Raw genomic sequence first — 16,550 nt, forward strand, 5'->3', positions numbered from 1 at the left:
TTGTCGCTTCGCGCCGAACCCACCCTACGCACCCAGTCCTTCTTTAGAATGCACGCTTCCTCCAAGCGTCGCCTTCCATGTCCAAGCTGCTCGAAAACCTGAATGCCGAACAACTCGCCGCCGTGACCCTGCCGCCGCAGGCTGCGCTGATTCTGGCGGGCGCCGGCTCGGGCAAGACCCGCGTATTGACCACGCGCATCGCCTGGCTGCTGCAGACCGGGCAGACCAGCCCGGCGAGCCTGCTGGCGGTGACCTTTACCAACAAGGCTGCCAAGGAGATGCTGCTGCGTCTGGGCGCGATGCTGCCGATCAACACGCGCGGCATGTGGATCGGCACTTTTCACGGCCTGTGCAATCGCATGCTGCGCGCGCATTACCGTGAAGCCGGTTTGCCGCAGACTTTCCAGATTCTCGATACGTCCGATCAGCTCGCCGCGATCAAGCGCCTGCTCAAGGCCATGAACGTGGATGACGAGAAATTCCCGCCGCGCGAGCTGCAGCACTTCATCAATGGCAACAAGGAGGCCGGCTATCGCCCGCCGAACGTCGAAGCCTGGGACGATTACACGCGTCAGCGCGTCGGTCTTTACGCCGAATACGATGCGCAGTGCCAGCGCGAAGGCGTGTGCGACTTCCCCGAGTTGATGCTGCGCTGCTACGAGCTGCTGGAGCGCAACGAGCCGATCCGCCGCCACTATCAGGCCCGCTTCCGCCACATTCTGGTCGACGAGTTTCAGGACACGAACCGTCTGCAATATCTGTGGCTGAAGATGCTGGCCGCGCATGGTTCCGAGACGCCAGCGGCGGTCTTTGCAGTCGGTGATGATGACCAGAGCATCTACGGCTTCCGGGGTGCCGAAGTCGGCAACATGCGCGACTTTGAGGGCGAGTTCAAGGTCGCTGCGGTCATCCGCCTGGAGCAGAACTATCGCTCGCACGGCAACATCCTCGACGCAGCCAACGCCATCATCGCCAACAACAGCAAGCGTCTGGGCAAGAATTTGTGGACCGATCAGGGTAGCGGCGAGCCGATTCGCGTGTATCAGGCGGCCAGCGATCTGGACGAGGCGCGCTGGATCGTCGAGGAAATCCAGCAACTGGTGCGCGATGGCGCTTCACGCAGCGATATCGCTTTGCTTTATCGCAGCAACGCCCAGTCGCGGGTGCTGGAGCATCAGCTATTTTCGAGCGGCGTGGCCTACAAGGTTTATGGCGGCCTGCGCTTCTTCGAGCGTCAGGAAATCAAGCACGCGCTGGCCTATCTGCGTCTGCTGGCCAATCCCGATGACGACACGGCCTTCCTGCGCGTGGTGAACTTCCCCACGCGGGGTATCGGCGCTCGTTCGCTCGAACAGCTGCAGGACGCGGCACGCAGCTTCAACACCAGCCTGTATGCGACGGTGCCGCATCTGTCCGGCAAGCCGGGCGTGGCTATTGGTGGCTTCGTGCGCATGGTCGAGGAAATGCGCCACGTTACCAGCGAGTTGCCGCTGTACGAGATCGTCGATCACATCCTGGATACTTCCGGCCTGCGCGCGCATTACAAGGCGGATCGTGAAGGCCAGGAGCGTCTGGAGAATCTGGACGAACTGGTCAGCGCCGCGCGTTACTTCATGAACGAGGCCGATCAGCCGGTGGCCGAGGGCGAGGAAGCCTTGCCCGGCGATCCGCTGTCGCGTTTCCTGTCGCACGCCTCTTTGGAGGCCGGCGACCATCAGGCCGAAGCCGGGCAGGACGCGATCCAGCTGATGACCGTGCATGCGGCCAAGGGTCTGGAATTCGACGCGGTGTTCATCACCGGCGTGGAGGAAGGCCTCTTTCCGCATGAACAGAGCATGAATGATCTGGCGAGTCTGGAAGAGGAGCGGCGCCTGATGTACGTGGCGGTCACGCGTGCGCGTCAGCGCCTGTACCTGACCCTGGCGCAGAGCCGCATGCTGCACGGCCAGACGCGTTACGCGATGAAGAGCCGTTTCTTTGACGAGATTCCCGAGGCGTTGCTCAAGTGGTTGACGCCGCGCGTGCAGGCCTGGAGCGCGCCTTCACGTTTCGGTGGTGGGCAAAATGCAGCTCCGCCGTATCAGAACGAATCCGTTCTGGCCGCCTCGCACCGCAGCCCGCCGCAGAAAAGCCGCGATCTGGACGGTCTGCGCATTGGCCAGTTGGTGCGTCACGCCAGGTTTGGCGAAGGCGTGATCGTCGCCGCACAAGGCAGCGGCGAGGATGCCAAGGTGCAGATCAACTTCGGCGCTGATGTTGGCATGAAGCTGCTGATGCTGAGCATGGCCAAGCTGGAGCCGGTTTGATCGGCTGCTTACAGCCGAGTGCTGAGCAATGAGTGCTGAGGACTGAGTGCGCCTGCTTGTTGAGCCGCGCGTGGCTCGTCGGTTTTCGTAGGGCCGACTTTAGTCGGCCACCCACGCGTGGAGTGCGACTGAAGTCGCACCTACGATGGCAGATCGTGCCGTTTGGAAAACGCTCAGTTTCGATTGCTGAATGGATGTGCCTGAAGAGCCGCGCTGCGCCTTGCTCTACGCTGTCGTGTATTGAAGAGTTCCGCCAGCCAAAGGTCTTCGGGCATGCTTGCCGTAGAGAGCCGCCAGCTGCGGCTCTTCCGCTAGTCGTGAAACTGCGTGAATTCCGTGGCCGGGATGCGCGGTAGTTCCAGCGTGTTCTCCGGCGCGGCTGGATCAGCGTAGCCCAGTGACATGCCGCAGACCACGCGCTGGCTGTCCGGAATTTCCAGCAGGCGATGCACGATCGGGTGATATTCGCAGAAGGCTGCCTGCACGCAGGTGTCCAAGCCGTTGGCGCGGGCGGCGAGCATCAGGGTTTGCAGGAAGCCGCCGTAATCGATCAGGCTGCCCTGGCCCAGTACCTTGTCGATGCTGAAGATCAGGCCGACCGGAGCGTCGAAGAAGGTGTAATTGCGCGCCCATTGTTCGCGCATGCGCGTGGTGTCCTTCTTCTCGATGCCCAGCAGCGAATACAGGGCGAGGCCGGTGTGACGCCGGCGGGCGAGGTAGGGTTCGACCCATTCGGTCGGGTAGTAATCGTATTCGCCCTTGTGCTCGAAGCTCGGATTTTCATACTCTTGCAGGATTGCTTCGCTCAGCGCGACCTTGCTCGCGCCTGTGAGCACGTGCACATGCCAGGGCTGGGTGTTGACGCCACTGGGCGCGCGGGCGGCCAGATCCAGCAGCTCCAGCACGGTGTCACGCGGCACGGCCGTGGGCAGGAAGCGGCGGATCGAGCGGCGGCCTTGGACGGCTTCGGCAAAGACGGAAGGGGATGAACTCATGGGGAGAATCCTGCTGGACGAGTGGTCGGAAAAACATCAAAGGCCAGTTTGGCAGCTTTGCACAGACTGGCCTTTGATGCGGATTCAAGCGCAGGCGTTCAGGCGGCGTCCAGGCTGATGCGAGCGCGGCTCGCCGTGCGCGAAATCATGCCCTGGGCCATTTCCTCGGCGACGACCGGGTTCTTCATGCGGATCATGTCGAACAGGTCGTTGTGTTCCTGGATGGTCAGCGCCATGTGATCCGGTTCGGCGAGATAGGTGTGATCGAAGATCGCGCGTTGCAGGGCGCTGATCGCGTCGGCCAGCTGCTGAATGACGAAATTGTGGGTGGCGGCGACTATCGCGCGGTGGAAGGCGATGTCGGCTTCCATGAAGGCGTCGCGCTGCGTCGTGTTAGCCTTCATGTTGTTGAGTGCCTCCTCGATGGCGACCAGATCGAGGGCTGTAGCGCGCTCGGCGGCCCAGCGCGAGATGGCGGGTTCGATCAGGCTGCGCACTTCGATCAGCGAGGCGATCAGGATCGGGTCATCGGCGTTTTCCAGCGCCCATTCCAGCACATCGGCATCCAGATAATTCCATTGCGTGCGCGGCATCACGAACAGGCCGCGATAGCGTTGCGCATCAATCAGGCGCTTGGTGGCCAGCACCTTGATGACTTCGCGCATCACGTTGCGCGAGGTTTCATACTTTTCGCACAGCTCGGCTTCGGAAGGCAGGGCGCTGCCGGGGGCGTGCGCTCCCTGCACGATGTCACGGCCGAAGGCGTGAATCAGGCGGTCTGTCTTCGTCATTTTTGGGCTCACTGCGCATTCCTTCATATGTTTGCCGACATCCTAGCAGGGAACCGGATAGAGATCGGGCCACGCGTGGTGGCCCGATCTCTAAGCTTGCTTACTTGCGGATCTTGGCCAGTTCGGCCTGCAGATCCTTGACGACCTGCGCGTGGCCGTCGGCGGCGAACTTGTCGACAGCGGCGGTAGTCGTGCCACGCATGCGGGTCAGTTCAGCATCGCTGAGCGTGGTGATCTGCATGCCCTTCTGTTTCAGCACCTCCATGGCTTTGGTCGAGGCGGCGCGGCTATCCTTGCGCTCGAAGTCACGCGAGGCGATGGCTGCCTGTTGCAATGCTTTCTTCTCGTCGGCGGACAGGCCGTCGTACCACTTCTTCGACACGGTCACGATCCATGGGCTGTAGACGTGGCGGGTCATCGACAGATATTTCTGCACTTCATAAAACTTGGAGGATTCGATGGTCGTCACCGGGTTTTCCTGGCCATCCACCGCGCCGGTTTCCAGCGCCGCGAACAGTTCGGAGAAGGCCAGGGGCACGGGATTGGCGCCGAAGCCCTTGAACATGTCGATGTACACCGGGTTCTGCATCACGCGCAGTTTGATGCCCGCCATGTCTTCCATCTTTGCGACCGGACGCTTGGAGTTGGTCAGATTACGGAAACCGTTTTCCCAGTAGGTCAGGCCGACCATGCCCTTGTCCTGCAGCTTGGTCATCAGGTTCTGACCGAAGGGGCCGTCGAGCACCGTGTCGGCTTCCTTCTCGTTGGCGAAGATGAAGGGCAGGTCATACACGCCGAAATCACTGACGATGCCGACCAGGGTGGCCGTGGAGCCCACCATGATTTCCTGGGCGCCGCCGATCAGGGCGTTCTGCATCTGCGGATCACTGCCCAGGCTGGCGCCGGCAAAACCCTTGACCTTCCACTTGCCACCGGACAGTTTTGTCATCTCGTCGGTGAAGTATTTCACCGCGCGGCCCTGATTGCTGTCTTCGGCCAGTCCGTAGCCGAAGCGCACGATGCGCGGTTTGAAGTCGGCCGCCTGAGCGGCTGCCATGCTGCCGGCCACGGCCAGGCCGATGACGATGGATTTGAAAATGCGATTCATGATTCCTCCAGCAATTGCAGGTTAGTGATACCAGGTCATCGGAGTCGTGATGATCCCGGGGAAAGCAACAAACAGCGCGATCAGGACGATATAGACCAGCAGGAAGGGCCAGATCCCCTTGGTCGCGCTTTCCAGCGAAATCTTGGCCACGCCGCACACCACATTGAGCACGGTGCACACCGGCGGGTGAATCAGGCCGAGGGTGCCGACCAGCACGAACATGATGCCGAAGTAGGTCGGGTCGATCCCCGCCTTCAAGGCAATCGGCATCAGTACCGGCGCCATCACCAGAATGGTCGGGGTCAGATCCATGACGGTACCCACCGCCAGCAGCAGCAACATGATCGCCGCCATCAAGAGGCGCGGATCCTGCATCAGGGGGCCGAGGAATTCGGTCACCTGCAGCGGCAGATCGGCCAGGGTGACCATGTAGGACGAGACCAGCGCGCCGGCACACAGGAACATCACGGTACTGGTGGTGCGCGCTGCATCAATGAGGAGTTGCAGCAGCTGTTTGAAGTTGACCTCGCGGTAGATGAACATCGCCACGAACATCGAGTAGCCCGCCGCGACCACGGCCGCTTCGGTCGGAGTGAAGAAGCCGCCACGCAGACCACCGAGGATGATTACCGGCAACATCAGCGCCCACAGACCCTTGATGACGGCGTGACCGCGTTCGCCCCAAGTGCACTTGGGTTGCGGTTTGACGTCCATGTTCTTGGCCAAGCGAGCCCAGACGATGATCAGCGCCACGCCCATCAAGACACCGGGCACGATGCCGGCGAGGAACAGGTTGGTGATCGAGGTGTTGGTGGTGACGCCGAAGATGATGAAGGGCATCGAAGGCGGAATGATCGGGCCGATGATGCCGCCCGCAGCGATCAGGCCAGCCGAACGTGGCACCGAATAGCCGTGATTGCGCATCATCGGCACCAGCAGGGTCGCTAGTGCTGCAGTGTCGGCAATCGCCGAGCCGGACAGACTGGCCAGCAGCACGGCTGCGCCGATGGTGACGTAACCCAGACCGCCCTTGATATGGCCAACCAGGGTGACGGCCAGATCAATGATGCGCCGGGAGATGCCTCCTGCATTCATCAGTTCGCCGGCGAGGATGAAGAAGGGCACCGCCATCAGCGGAAAACTGTCGGCGCCGGAGAGCAGGTTCTGGGCGACCAGCTGGGCGTTGAAAAAGTCCAGGTGGAACATCAGGGCCACGCCGGTCAGTACCAGCGCGAAGGCGATCGGCATGCCCAGCAGCATCAGGATGAGCAGGGAGCCAAGGAATACAGCTAGAGTCATGATCGGGCTTCCTTTTTTACTGGCTGACTTCAGGTGCGGTTTCGGCGGCGTGATGCACGGCCGGGGCTTCACCCGGAATACGGGCGGCCGGATGTTTTGTGACGATGCGCCACAGGTTCAGCGCCACCATCGGCAGCATGGCCGCAGCGCAGACCAGTCCGCCCGAGGCCATCAGGGCCATCGGGAAGCCGAGGACGGTGGAGTAGGTATTCAGCCCGATCACTGTCTGATCCCAGCTGCCGACGAGGAACAGCCACAGTGCGTAGAGGATCAACAGGTGGCTGACGATGGCGCAGGCGCGGCGCAGGCTGCGCGGCAGACGGGCCTGGAAGATTTCCATGCCCAGATGTGCTCCGCGGTGCAGGGCGAGGATCGCGCCGAGGAAGATCATCCATACGAACATCAGGCGGGCCACTTCTTCAGCCGCCGGGATGCCGGTGTTGAATACGTAGCGCAATACGACATTGCTGCCGATGGCCAGCACCATCACGCCCAGGGCCAGGGCCATGAGCCATTCGACGGCGGTTTCGAGTGGGGGAATCAAGCGTTTCACGGTAAGTCTCCTTGCGGTTCTGCCGGTCTCGTGCCCGGGGTGTCGGGTTGCCCGGGTCGGCTTGCGCTGAAATGTAGGACAAAATTAACTTATGCACCCATAGGTGTTTTCACTTATACGTCAAGTGTTGATGTGTTGTACTACAATCTGTTTGAACGCGGCATTCCGGGGCACGTCTGCTCCTGCTGCATCGTATGGATGGAAGCGCCATGGACAACACCACCGTTCTGAACCCCGAGTTTGCTGATCTGTATATAGACGAGGCCTACAACCCTTTTCGGGTGTGTATTCAGGGCTTGGCCAATGAGCCGATCACCGTGCGTGCACTGCTGCACCGGGCTGACGACCTGCTGCTGGATGAGGCGGGCTTTGCCGGGCTGGGCGACTACTCGCTGGATGCCATCGTTCAGCGTCTCGCGGCCAATCGTCCGCGTGTGGCAATCATCCAGGGCTCGCCGGACCATCCGGCGCATATGTTCGATCACGAGCACACTCTGCGTGCTGCCGCGCGCATCTGGCAGAACGGCGGCGTGCCTTTCACTTTCGGCATCCCGGTGATCTGCGATGGCACGGCGCAAAGCAATATCGGCCAGAGCTATTCGCTGGCCTCGCGCAATCACACGGCGATGGCTGTGAACATCAATTTCGAGGGTCACAGCTACCACGCGGCCTACGTGTTGTCCGGCTGCGACAAGACGCCAACCGGCATCCTCTCCGGACTGGCCTCCGCCGATCGCGCCCGGCGTCAGCCCGAGCGCGGCACCGCGCCAGTGTGGGCGATCTTCGTGCCAGCGCATGTGCTCAAGGGCGGCACGATCCCCAAGCGCACGCGTCAGAAATTGCAGGCGATTCAGGATGCGGCGGCGGCGGCCGGTGACCGTCAGCTGTCCGACGATATCGAGGAAAACTGCCATTACATCCTGCAGTGCTCGTCCGATGAGGCCTTCCTCGGTTTGCTGGCGCGCGCCGAGGAAAAGGGCCTGCTCAGCCAGCCCGAGGTGGAGCAGATTCTCAACGAACTGGCCGCCGCGACCTGCGATGACAAGGGCGGCATCTGCGCCTTCAACGGCACCGGCAACTCATCGCGCACGCTGGTAGCTGCGTTGGGTTTCGTGCCCGCCGAATCCGAGTTGTTAACCGATGAAGCCACCAGCGACATCGTGCGGCATAACGTCGATCAGCTCTTCCGCATGTTCAACAAGCCCGAATACTCCGTGTGCAATCTGCTGGAGAAGAATTACGCCAATGCCATCCGCATTCATGGGGCAACCGGCAGCTCATCGAACCTGATGCTGCACATGCCTTGCGTGATGCGCCATGCCGGTTTCGATGTCTCGCTCTTCGACTATGCCCGTGTGCGCGATTCACACGCCGTGCCGGACATCTTTGCGCACAGTCTGACCGAGGGGCGCGATACCTTCGTGCTCGCCCAGCAGGCGGCTGCCGGTCTGCATCACGGCATGACCAGCCTGTTCAAAGCCCTGACCGATCTGGGCGTACCCATGGATCTGGATGCGCCAACCGTGGCCGGCCTGACCTGGGGCCAGCGCGTCGCGGCGATCGCGGTCGCCGTTTCGCCGAAGTTGTCGCAGGAGCGGTCGGTGATCCGCATCACGCCGATCCGCGCCATCTCCGGCACCGACGTGATGCGCGGCAATTTCTTCTCGTCCTGCACGCTCAAGGTTGCTGGCATGTCTACCGAGTCCTATGAGCGCTTCAACGGCCGCGTCTTTCTCGTGCGCTATTACGAGAACGAGATCGACTGCAATCACGAGATGCGCGCCACCGATTTCATCGAGCGCCTGGCGGCAATGCCCGCGCTGACGCCAGCACTGCTCGCGGCCTTGCGCCGCTTCAACGGCGCGCCGGAAGACCAGAGCGTCATCGACATGATCACGGCCGGAACGCTTGCCTTTGCCTTTGTCATCGCCGGTCAGGGGCCAAAAGCCTTCGGTATGCCCGAACTGTTCGCGCCCAGTCAGAATCTGCGCCACCACGGCGTGGTTGAAAAGACTTCGACCATGATTACCGACGGGCGCTACTCCGGCGTCACCAAGGGCGCCTGCGTCGGACACATGGTGCCGGAGGCTTATGAAGGTGGCGGCATCGGTGCGCTGATCGATGGAGATCTGCTGTGGATGCAACTCTCGGAGCGGCGCATTGATTTGCTGGATAGTGCAGCCTTCTTGCTCGGCGAGGTGCGGGTGTGTGACGCGGCGCCGCTGGCTGAACGCGCCGAGCTGATTGCTCAGCGACGGGCCCGCATTGAACACCGCCAGCTGCAGGTCGCTGCCTGCAGCATGATGGATAACGTGACCGACGCGGAGTTTGGCGTGGTGCCGTTGGCCGTGCATCGCCGGGCGACGCTGGCCTGGCCCGCGAAGTCATGAATCAACAGGCTGAAGAAGTCTGGCCAGAGCGGCTCTTCAGCCTGCTGTTCAAATCCGCAAGGCGCCGTCCTGTAGCGTCGTGGATTGTTCGAGGCGTTTCAGAGTCGGACGCAGATCAAGTCCCGTTGCGGCCTTGAGTTGCACGGCACGTTCGCGCAGCTCGGTCAGCGAGACGGCGATTTCCGCGCCGCGTGTGGCCAGCGCAATTACATTGCCGCTTTCGCCTTGGGGCAGGGCGAGGCTGCGGCCTTCGAAGGCTTCGCTGAGGCGCTTGAGCGGCGGGCCGTACTTCCGCGAGCGGCCAAACAGGTTGGTGGCCAGCATGCCGCCTTCGTTCAGGCGCGCCCAGCAGGCCTGATAGAAAGGCAGGCTGTCGAGCAGACCGACCTTGGCATCTTCGTCGTAACCATCGATCAGGATGTAGTCATAGCCGGGGCCGGGCCGGGTCATGAAATCCACGCCGTCGTCGATGACGATGGACAGGCGAATGTCTTCGGGTGGCAGCTTGAAGTGGAAACTGGCGGCCGCCCACACGGATTCGTCGATCTCCACGGTGGTGACGCGCGCCTGCGGCAGCTTCCAGTAACAGAACTTGGTCAGCGATCCGGCGCCCAGGCCGATCAGCAGGATGCGCTTGGGCCATTTCGCCTCGGCCGTGAATCCGCCGCGCAGGAGCAGGCCGAACATCATCTCGCGGGTGTATTCGAGTTCGAGATCAATCGAGCGGCGGATGCGCATTGCGCCCTGTACCCATTCGGAGCCGAAATGCAGATAACGGATGCCGGCTTCTTCGCTGACGTCGATGGAGGATTGGCTCATGCGGATGATCCGATTGAAAGTTTCGCGCAGCCTACCTGTGGACAAGTACTTCGCCAAGGCTTGCTTGTGATGGCGTCGGAAAACCCATCCACACAAAACGTGGACAAGCCTGTGGATGAGTGCCGGACAAGTAGGCTAAGTGTCTGAGCGCAAGGCGAAAGAGGGCGCTGATCAAAAACTGATCATCTTGGAGATCGGCCATGGACGCGGGTCTTCACGGTATGCGTGAGGAATGCTGTCAAGGGGTGAAGCGGCATTTTTCCGGATAAATCCAAGTTTTTTGCAAGCGCGCGCCAGCCTGTACACAGAATGCGTGGAGAAGCCTGTGGATGAGTGCCGGATAAGTAGGTTAAGTGTCTGAGCGCAGGGCGAAAGAGGCGGCCGGGCAAAAAATGAGCGATATGCCGATTGGGCGATGGAATGGCTCTTACGGCATGCCGAGGACGCATTGTCAACGTGTTAACCCCTGTTTTTACAGGGGAATTTAAAAATCCGGAGTGCGCGTCGGCGAGCTGTGCACAGAATCCGTGGAGAAGCCTGTGGATGAATCCCGGCAAAGTGACTCAAGTGCTTGATGCAAAGGAAGATGTGCGGACTGATCAAAAATGAAGCAGATTTTGGGCTTTGAGCAAAAGAGGGTTGCGCGGCATTTCGGGGTGCTTCAGTCAAGGCAGAAACGTCATAATCGACAGATATTTTCCGGCCCCGAAAAGGCTTATCCACAGAAAATGGGGAGAAGTCTGTGGATTGTTTTCCGCAAACCGACTCAAGTGCTTGAACCTGAAGCGGATTCCCTTGCTGCGCAAAAATGGCACAGGCGTTGCAGTTTGATGTCGCCCGTGTGACGCTGTTGGTATTCGCGAGCCAATCCCCTCGGCCCGCAATTTTTTGGTCCGGAGAAAACCATGCGTCGGCTGTTGGTTCTGTGTCTGCTGCTGTTGTCTCTGGGTGTCGCAGCGCAAGAGGCTCCGCCGCGCTGGCAGCCTTCGGCGGAGGAGCTGGCCCAGCTGCGTACGGCCGTCGATGCGCGCTACGCGCGTCTGTTTGCACAGGGCGTGTTGCGGCCGGGGATGAGTTCCATTGACGCCTCGGCGCTGGCCCTGGATGCGCTGGCGGCCGGCTACGATCCGGCGCGCAGCGCGCAGATGCTGGCCGCGCTGCCTGCCTTGCTGGATACCGATCCGGCCAGCAAGACCTTCGGCAATATCCATTGGTATCAGGGCGACACGAAACTGGTGGACCGTAACGGTATCGAATTCGTGACGCGCAAGGCTGTGCTGATCTGGTTGCTGTATGCCGAGCGGCTGACGCCCGCGCAGCGCGAATCTCTACTGACTTTGTTGAACATGGCCAAGGTCGGCATTCCCCGCCACGGCGTGGCGATCAGCTACACCAATATCTGGTTGATGAAGACCTGGAATCTGATTGCGCTGGGCGAGGCCTTGCAGGACGAAGCGCTGGCCGCCTCGGGTTACAGGATGCTGGCAGATTGGCTGGCGCACACGCGGCGCACCGGCATCAACGAATATCTCAGCCCGAGCTATTACGACGTGGATCTGGAAAGCCTGGCTTTGATCTGCAATCTGTCGCGCGACGCCGGTGCCCGCAGTCAGGCGCGCGAGGCGCTGGACATTTTCTGGCAGGACATCGCGCTGAACTGGTACGCGCCGGCGCAGCGCCTCGGCGGCACGCACAGCCGCGATTACAACCGCCTGTTCAACGTGGGTGGCGTGAATAACTGGGTGGCGCGTGCCGGCTGGATGGGTGGCCCGGAGAGCCGCACGGGGCGGACTTCTGCAAGCAGGGGGCCGTACGACGCCTATGCATGGGCGTCTCCGGGCAGGGGGGCTGAAGAGTGGCTGCAGGGGTCCTTCCCCAGACTGGTCTCGGCGCGTTGGGGCGTCGAGGCGGAGAAGCGTCACACGCACTTTCTGGGCAAGAATTTCAGCATCGCCTCGGCCGAATCCGGCTACCACGCGGGCCACGACAACTCACCGCTGGTGATCAATCTGGGCAGCGGGCAAGACGTGCCGATCATCAATTTCTTCATGGACGGGCGGCGCGATTATTACGGCCAGAACAAGACGCTGGAGGCCGGATCCGGCCACATGAAGGCGCTGCATCTGCGGCCCTTTCTGAGTAGCGTGCAGCACGACAACGAGGTGTTGTTCCTCGCCTCGGTGCGCGATGCCAGCCCGGCACTGAGCGCGCTGGAATCAGTCGTGACTTTGCCGGCGGATGCCGAATACTGGCTGGACGATAAAAAGCTCGACCTGTTTACCGCACGCAGCCGTTGGATTTACGATTTTGGCCCGAATGGGATAAGCACCGTCATCGACGTGAAGCAGCGTGATGGCCGTGCCGAATTGCTGCTCAGTGATCGCGATGACAAGCTGGGTGTCGGTGTCTCGCGTATCTTTCCGGTGCAATCGGGCCGCACTTACCGGCTGGCCGCCAGCCTGCAGGGCGGTGAGGTCTTCCTGTATCTCAATTATCTGGATGGCGCGAAACGCCTGATCGGTAGCGAACATGCCATTAAGGTTTCTGGCGGGCAGGGGGCTTTTGCCGATCGCCAGTTCAGTCACGCTGCGCCCGAAGGCGCGGTGTGGTGCAAGGCCTGGCTATATTCCACCAGCAGCAATCGCACCGAGCTGCGCGTGGCTGATCTTCGTTTCGAAGAGCTGCCTGCAGATCAAGGCGCAACGAGGCTCCTGGGAGGTTTTGATTTTCGCGAGTTCGTGCCGCAGCAGAACGCGATCCCGGCCGGCGCCACACTCTTTGCGCGCCGTGAGGGTGCGGTGGCTGCCTTGCGTCTGCTCGGTGCCTGGGACGTGCAGGGCGCGCCGGTCGGCTTTACCCTGCATAACGACGGCCTCGCCTATGGCGCATTGCGTCTGAGCGCCACGCATGCGGCCATGCGCACGGAGCAGCGTGCCAGCCTGGCGATGTGGGCGAGTGTGCAGGACGGTCTGGTTGATGAAACCGCCTTTGCGGAATACCGGCGCAGGCAGATCCGCGTGCAAGGCGCGGCGACGCTGCAGGGCGATCAGCTGGAAGCAAGCGTGCGCGGCGGTCATCCCTTGCGCTTGATGGCCGATGTAGTGGCTGGCAAGCGCCTGCTGCGCGAGGGCATGAATTTGCTGCCGGCCGAGGCTGCGTTGTGGGTGAATGGCCGAATACAGGCAAACCCTTATAAATAGGGGCTGTCTGCGGATCGCCCAAGGAGCGCTGTTGCGGCGAAGCAACGTCCGGTATTGATAAATTTTGTGTATTTGAAAGTTTTATCACGCGCTTGGCGCTTGCAGGATGTTTGCGCTGAAGTGCCTGCCGGGCCGCTTTTCCGGCCCTTCCTGATTCATTGAGCCAGGCTTTTCTGCTCCGGCTTCTTACCCATTACGTTAATTTTTTCCTACACATTGCCTGCGGCACTGCTGTAGGATGTTTTCGGTAACAATTTGTTTGTTGTCGGTCTCATTGGAAAAGATTTCGGTAACACGAATTTTTTTGAAAGGCCGGACCGAGGAGGCGTTTTCGTGCGACGCAGGCTTGAAAAAGGCCGCGCCCGGAAATGATCAAAGACGTAATTCGCTGGAGAAGGAGCAAGTCATGAAGGGTTTTCGTAATGCAGTGCTGGTGAGCATGTTCGCCGCCGCCGGGCTTTTGGCGGCTTGTGGCGGAGGCGGTGGTGGCGGGGATAGTTCAAGCCCGCCTGCCGGCGGTTCGAGCGGTAGCTCCAGTTCGTCGAGCAGCAGTTCCAGTTCTTCTTCAAGCTCCAGCAGTTCCTCAAGTTCATCTTCGGGCGGCGGCACCGTGGCCGTTTGCAGCGGTACGGACTGGTTTTGTGATGACTTCCAGAATGGTTCCTCCGCAAATTGGGATCTCGGCATCACCAATGCAGGCACCGCTGGCGGATTCTCGGTGATTGACGAGCCGGGCGCGCCGAGTAACAAAGTCATGTATTACGACGCTCAGGTTGATACCAAGGGTGGCGTGATTGCTGCGCTGAAAGACAGTGTCTGGGCTGGCGTGAGCAACAAGACCAACTATTACGTCGAGGCACGCATCAAGCCTTTGGCGAATGGAACTTCCGGCAACAAGCAACTGTATCTTCTGGCGCGTTATGGCAGTGCGACCAGCTGGTACCACGGCGGCCTGAACATGCAGGGCCTTCCAACCGCCACCAAGGTTGAGGAGGGTGTCTCAAACGCTAGCTTTCTGCCCAGCCGCGCCAAACAGGTTTCGAAAGCCTTGGTGATGGGCGCGGCGCCGACCTCCGCCGACCTGACGACCTGGGTTCCGGGCGGTCAGTGGTATACCGTGCGTTTTGAGCTGATCGGTAGCGATCTGGTGACCTACGTTGATGGCGAGAAAGTTGCGGTTTGGGCTGATACGTCGATCACTGGTGCCGGCAAGATCGCCCTCTGGTCAGCCAATCGTTCCTTCCTGATTGATGACGTGAAGGTGGGCGACCCCAGTGTGAAACCGGTGGCTCTGGTGCTGGCTCCGTCGGCACTGACCTACACCGCTGAAGCAGGTACAGCCCCGTATAGCGTGGCCGTTACCGCACTTAAAAGTGATGGTACGACGGCAGATACCTTCAGTGTTTCGTCCAGCAATACTGCTGTCGTTTCAGTGGTGACTAGTGGGACGACAGTAACATTGACGCCGGTCGCTGCAGGCACGGCAAACGTGACTTTTATTAGCGGATCTGATTCCACGGTGAAACGCACGATTGCCGTGACCATTAATCCAGGCTTTGTGATGCCGACGGCTACTTACGGCAGCCTGGCGGCCAAGACTGTGCCTGCCTCCGGTGCCGCGGCAGCTTACGCAGACGAAGTTTTGAGTCTGACATTTGATTCTGTTCCCGTGCTTGGCTCGGTCGGATCGGTACGTATTTTCGATTCCAGCAATGATCTTGTTGTCGACACCATCGGGCTTGCAGGTGAATCCAATGCGGTCGGTCCGGCAGTGGGGGGCTACTACCGTGGCTTGGCTATGCCAATGATCTCTGTGTCGGGGAATAGTTTGAAGATTCGCCCGCACATGAATAAGCTCGCCTATGGCAAAACCTACTATGTTGCAGTTGCTAATGGCGTGGTGGCGGGTACGTTGAACGGTACGAGCTTCTCTGGTCTGGGTAAAACAGCGAACTGGTCCTTCACGACCAAGGCCGCACCGGCTAGTGGCTTGACCAGCCTGACTGTGGATGATGATGGTGTGGCGGATTTCCGCACGGTGCAAGGCGCTCTGAACTATGTTATGGCCAATGTTGCAGTAGATACGGCGGCGACCATTACGGTGAAGAACGGCACCTATGAGGAGCTTCTCTACTTGCGCGGCAAGAATAAGCTGACGATTCAAGGTGAGAGCCGTGCAGGATCCGTGATTACCTTCAATAATTACGACGGGCTAAACGTCGGTAACGGTGCAGGTGTTACATCTTCAACGGTTACGAGTGGTGGTGGCCGCGGCGTATTCCTTATTGATGGAACTACCGACGAGTTGACGCTGGATAACCTTACCTTCAAAAACACGCGTTTGCGTACAGGTGGTGGGGATCAGGCAGAAACCATTCTCTTTAATAGCGATGGCCGGCTTGTTGCCAAGAACTCAAATTTCTTGAGTGAGCAGGATACGCTGCAGTTGAAGGGGTACTCCTGGTTCTACAACTCCTTGGTGGCGGGTAACACCGATTTTATCTGGGGTTATATCAAAGCTGCCGTCTTTGAAAATAGCGAGATCCGCACGGTTGGGGATAGCAAACCGAGCACTACATCGCCTTCCGGCGGTTATGTTGCGGTAACGCGCACAGCGCCGGGGGATAAGGGACTTGTATTCCTGAATAGTAAATTCACCTACGGGCCAAGCCCTTCTGCTTCCGGGCAGCAAGTCGCAAATGGCACAAATGCACCTGCCGCGACCTATCTGGCACGCTCCCAAGCGTCGACAGGCGTCGGTGATAAGGTTGCGTATATCGGTTGCAAGATGGATACCCATATTGCAGCCTATGGTTGGGCGGATGCGACCATTAATGGTCAGGTCAATCCGGATACCAACCCGGCAACTGCGGCTGCTGGCTGGCGTGAGTACGGTAGTACTGACCTGAATGGTACTGCGCTGAATGTATCGGCTCGTTCTGCAACCAGTTTGCAGTTGAGCGCTGGCGATGCTGGGGCTCTGGATACGCGCGCCGAGATCTTCTCTGGTTTCAGTGGCGGCTGGAATCCGCAACCGTAAGGATGTGAGCCCCGGATTTTCAGGGGTTTAGGGAAAATGCGGGGAGGCT

At 60.3% G+C, this 16,550-nt stretch carries 11 protein-coding genes; 5 read left to right on the forward strand and 6 right to left on the reverse strand.

What is annotated here, in order from left to right; genetic code table 11:
- Positions 1–77 precede the first annotated feature (77 nt).
- Positions 78–2,306: a UvrD-helicase domain-containing protein gene (locus tag ABXR19_RS10895; RefSeq protein WP_354601154.1), complete on the forward strand. Its 2,229-nt coding sequence runs from the start codon at positions 78–80 to the stop codon at positions 2,304–2,306.
- Between the two features lie 311 nt (positions 2,307–2,617).
- On the opposite strand, the gene ABXR19_RS10900 is transcribed toward ABXR19_RS10895, so the two are convergent.
- The 5 genes from ABXR19_RS10900 to ABXR19_RS10920 form a co-directional block, all read right to left on the reverse strand.
- The gene (locus tag ABXR19_RS10900; protein ID WP_354601155.1) at positions 2,618–3,301 is read right to left on the reverse strand and encodes a nitroreductase; all 684 of its coding nucleotides are present in this window, start codon (positions 3,299–3,301) and stop codon (positions 2,618–2,620) included.
- Positions 3,302–3,399: 98 nt separating this feature from the next.
- Positions 3,400–4,092, reverse strand: coding sequence for a FadR/GntR family transcriptional regulator (locus tag ABXR19_RS10905; RefSeq protein ID WP_354601156.1), 693 nt, complete (start codon positions 4,090–4,092; stop codon positions 3,400–3,402).
- 100 nt (positions 4,093–4,192) lie between these two features.
- Positions 4,193–5,200, reverse strand: a complete 1,008-nt coding sequence (locus ABXR19_RS10910) for a TRAP transporter substrate-binding protein (RefSeq protein ID WP_354601157.1) — start codon at positions 5,198–5,200, stop codon at positions 4,193–4,195.
- 21 nt (positions 5,201–5,221) lie between these two features.
- Complete coding sequence (locus tag ABXR19_RS10915) at positions 5,222–6,499, reverse strand: TRAP transporter large permease subunit (protein ID WP_354601158.1); 1,278 nt, start codon at positions 6,497–6,499, stop codon at positions 5,222–5,224.
- 16 nt (positions 6,500–6,515) lie between these two features.
- Positions 6,516–7,052, reverse strand: coding sequence for a TRAP transporter small permease (locus ABXR19_RS10920; RefSeq protein WP_354601159.1), 537 nt, complete (start codon positions 7,050–7,052; stop codon positions 6,516–6,518).
- A 209-nt stretch (positions 7,053–7,261) separates the two neighbouring features.
- Here ABXR19_RS10920 and ABXR19_RS10925 point away from each other — a divergent pair, with 209 nt between their 5' ends.
- On the forward strand, positions 7,262–9,442 hold the full coding sequence (locus ABXR19_RS10925; protein ID WP_354601160.1) for a dihydroxy-acid dehydratase domain-containing protein: 2,181 nt from the start codon (positions 7,262–7,264) through the stop codon (positions 9,440–9,442).
- A gap of 48 nt (positions 9,443–9,490) precedes the next feature.
- On the opposite strand, the gene ABXR19_RS10930 is transcribed toward ABXR19_RS10925, so the two are convergent.
- A complete protein-coding gene (locus ABXR19_RS10930; protein WP_354601161.1) occupies positions 9,491–10,261 on the reverse strand; it encodes a spermine/spermidine synthase domain-containing protein in 771 nt (256 codons plus the stop codon).
- Positions 10,262–10,866: 605 nt separating this feature from the next.
- Between ABXR19_RS10930 and ABXR19_RS10935 the strand changes: the two genes are divergently transcribed.
- The 3 genes from ABXR19_RS10935 to ABXR19_RS10945 all read left to right on the forward strand — a co-directional run bounded on the left by ABXR19_RS10935 (position 10,867) and on the right by ABXR19_RS10945 (position 16,501).
- Positions 10,867–11,106, forward strand: coding sequence for a hypothetical protein (locus ABXR19_RS10935; protein WP_354601162.1), 240 nt, complete (start codon positions 10,867–10,869; stop codon positions 11,104–11,106).
- 60 nt (positions 11,107–11,166) lie between these two features.
- Positions 11,167–13,461 (forward strand): DUF8769 domain-containing protein, encoded by a 2,295-nt coding sequence (locus tag ABXR19_RS10940; protein WP_354601163.1) that lies wholly within the window; start codon positions 11,167–11,169, stop codon positions 13,459–13,461.
- A 262-nt stretch (positions 13,462–13,723) separates the two neighbouring features.
- Positions 13,724–16,501, forward strand: a complete 2,778-nt coding sequence (locus ABXR19_RS10945; protein ID WP_354601164.1) for a pectinesterase — start codon at positions 13,724–13,726, stop codon at positions 16,499–16,501.
- The last annotated feature ends 49 nt before the right edge of the window (positions 16,502–16,550 follow it).

The organism is Uliginosibacterium flavum, from assembly GCF_040566545.1.
GTDB lineage: Bacteria > Pseudomonadota > Gammaproteobacteria > Burkholderiales > Rhodocyclaceae > Uliginosibacterium > Uliginosibacterium flavum.

Excerpts from the sequence above, each read along its gene's own strand:
- ABXR19_RS10915 (WP_354601158.1), bottom strand. The coding sequence starts at position 6,499 with ATGACTCTAGCTGTATTCCTTGGCTCCCTGCTCATCCTGATGCTGCTG.
- ABXR19_RS10905 (WP_354601156.1), bottom strand. The coding sequence starts at position 4,092 with ATGACGAAGACAGACCGCCTGATTCACGCCTTCGGCCGTGACATCGTG.
- ABXR19_RS10925 (WP_354601160.1), top strand. The coding sequence starts at position 7,262 with ATGGACAACACCACCGTTCTGAACCCCGAGTTTGCTGATCTGTATATA.
- ABXR19_RS10930 (WP_354601161.1), bottom strand. The coding sequence starts at position 10,261 with ATGAGCCAATCCTCCATCGACGTCAGCGAAGAAGCCGGCATCCGTTAT.
- ABXR19_RS10895 (WP_354601154.1), top strand. The coding sequence starts at position 78 with ATGTCCAAGCTGCTCGAAAACCTGAATGCCGAACAACTCGCCGCCGTG.
- ABXR19_RS10940 (WP_354601163.1), top strand. The coding sequence starts at position 11,167 with ATGCGTCGGCTGTTGGTTCTGTGTCTGCTGCTGTTGTCTCTGGGTGTC.
- ABXR19_RS10910 (WP_354601157.1), bottom strand. The coding sequence starts at position 5,200 with ATGAATCGCATTTTCAAATCCATCGTCATCGGCCTGGCCGTGGCCGGC.
- ABXR19_RS10935 (WP_354601162.1), top strand. The coding sequence starts at position 10,867 with ATGAAGCAGATTTTGGGCTTTGAGCAAAAGAGGGTTGCGCGGCATTTC.
- ABXR19_RS10900 (WP_354601155.1), bottom strand. The coding sequence starts at position 3,301 with ATGAGTTCATCCCCTTCCGTCTTTGCCGAAGCCGTCCAAGGCCGCCGC.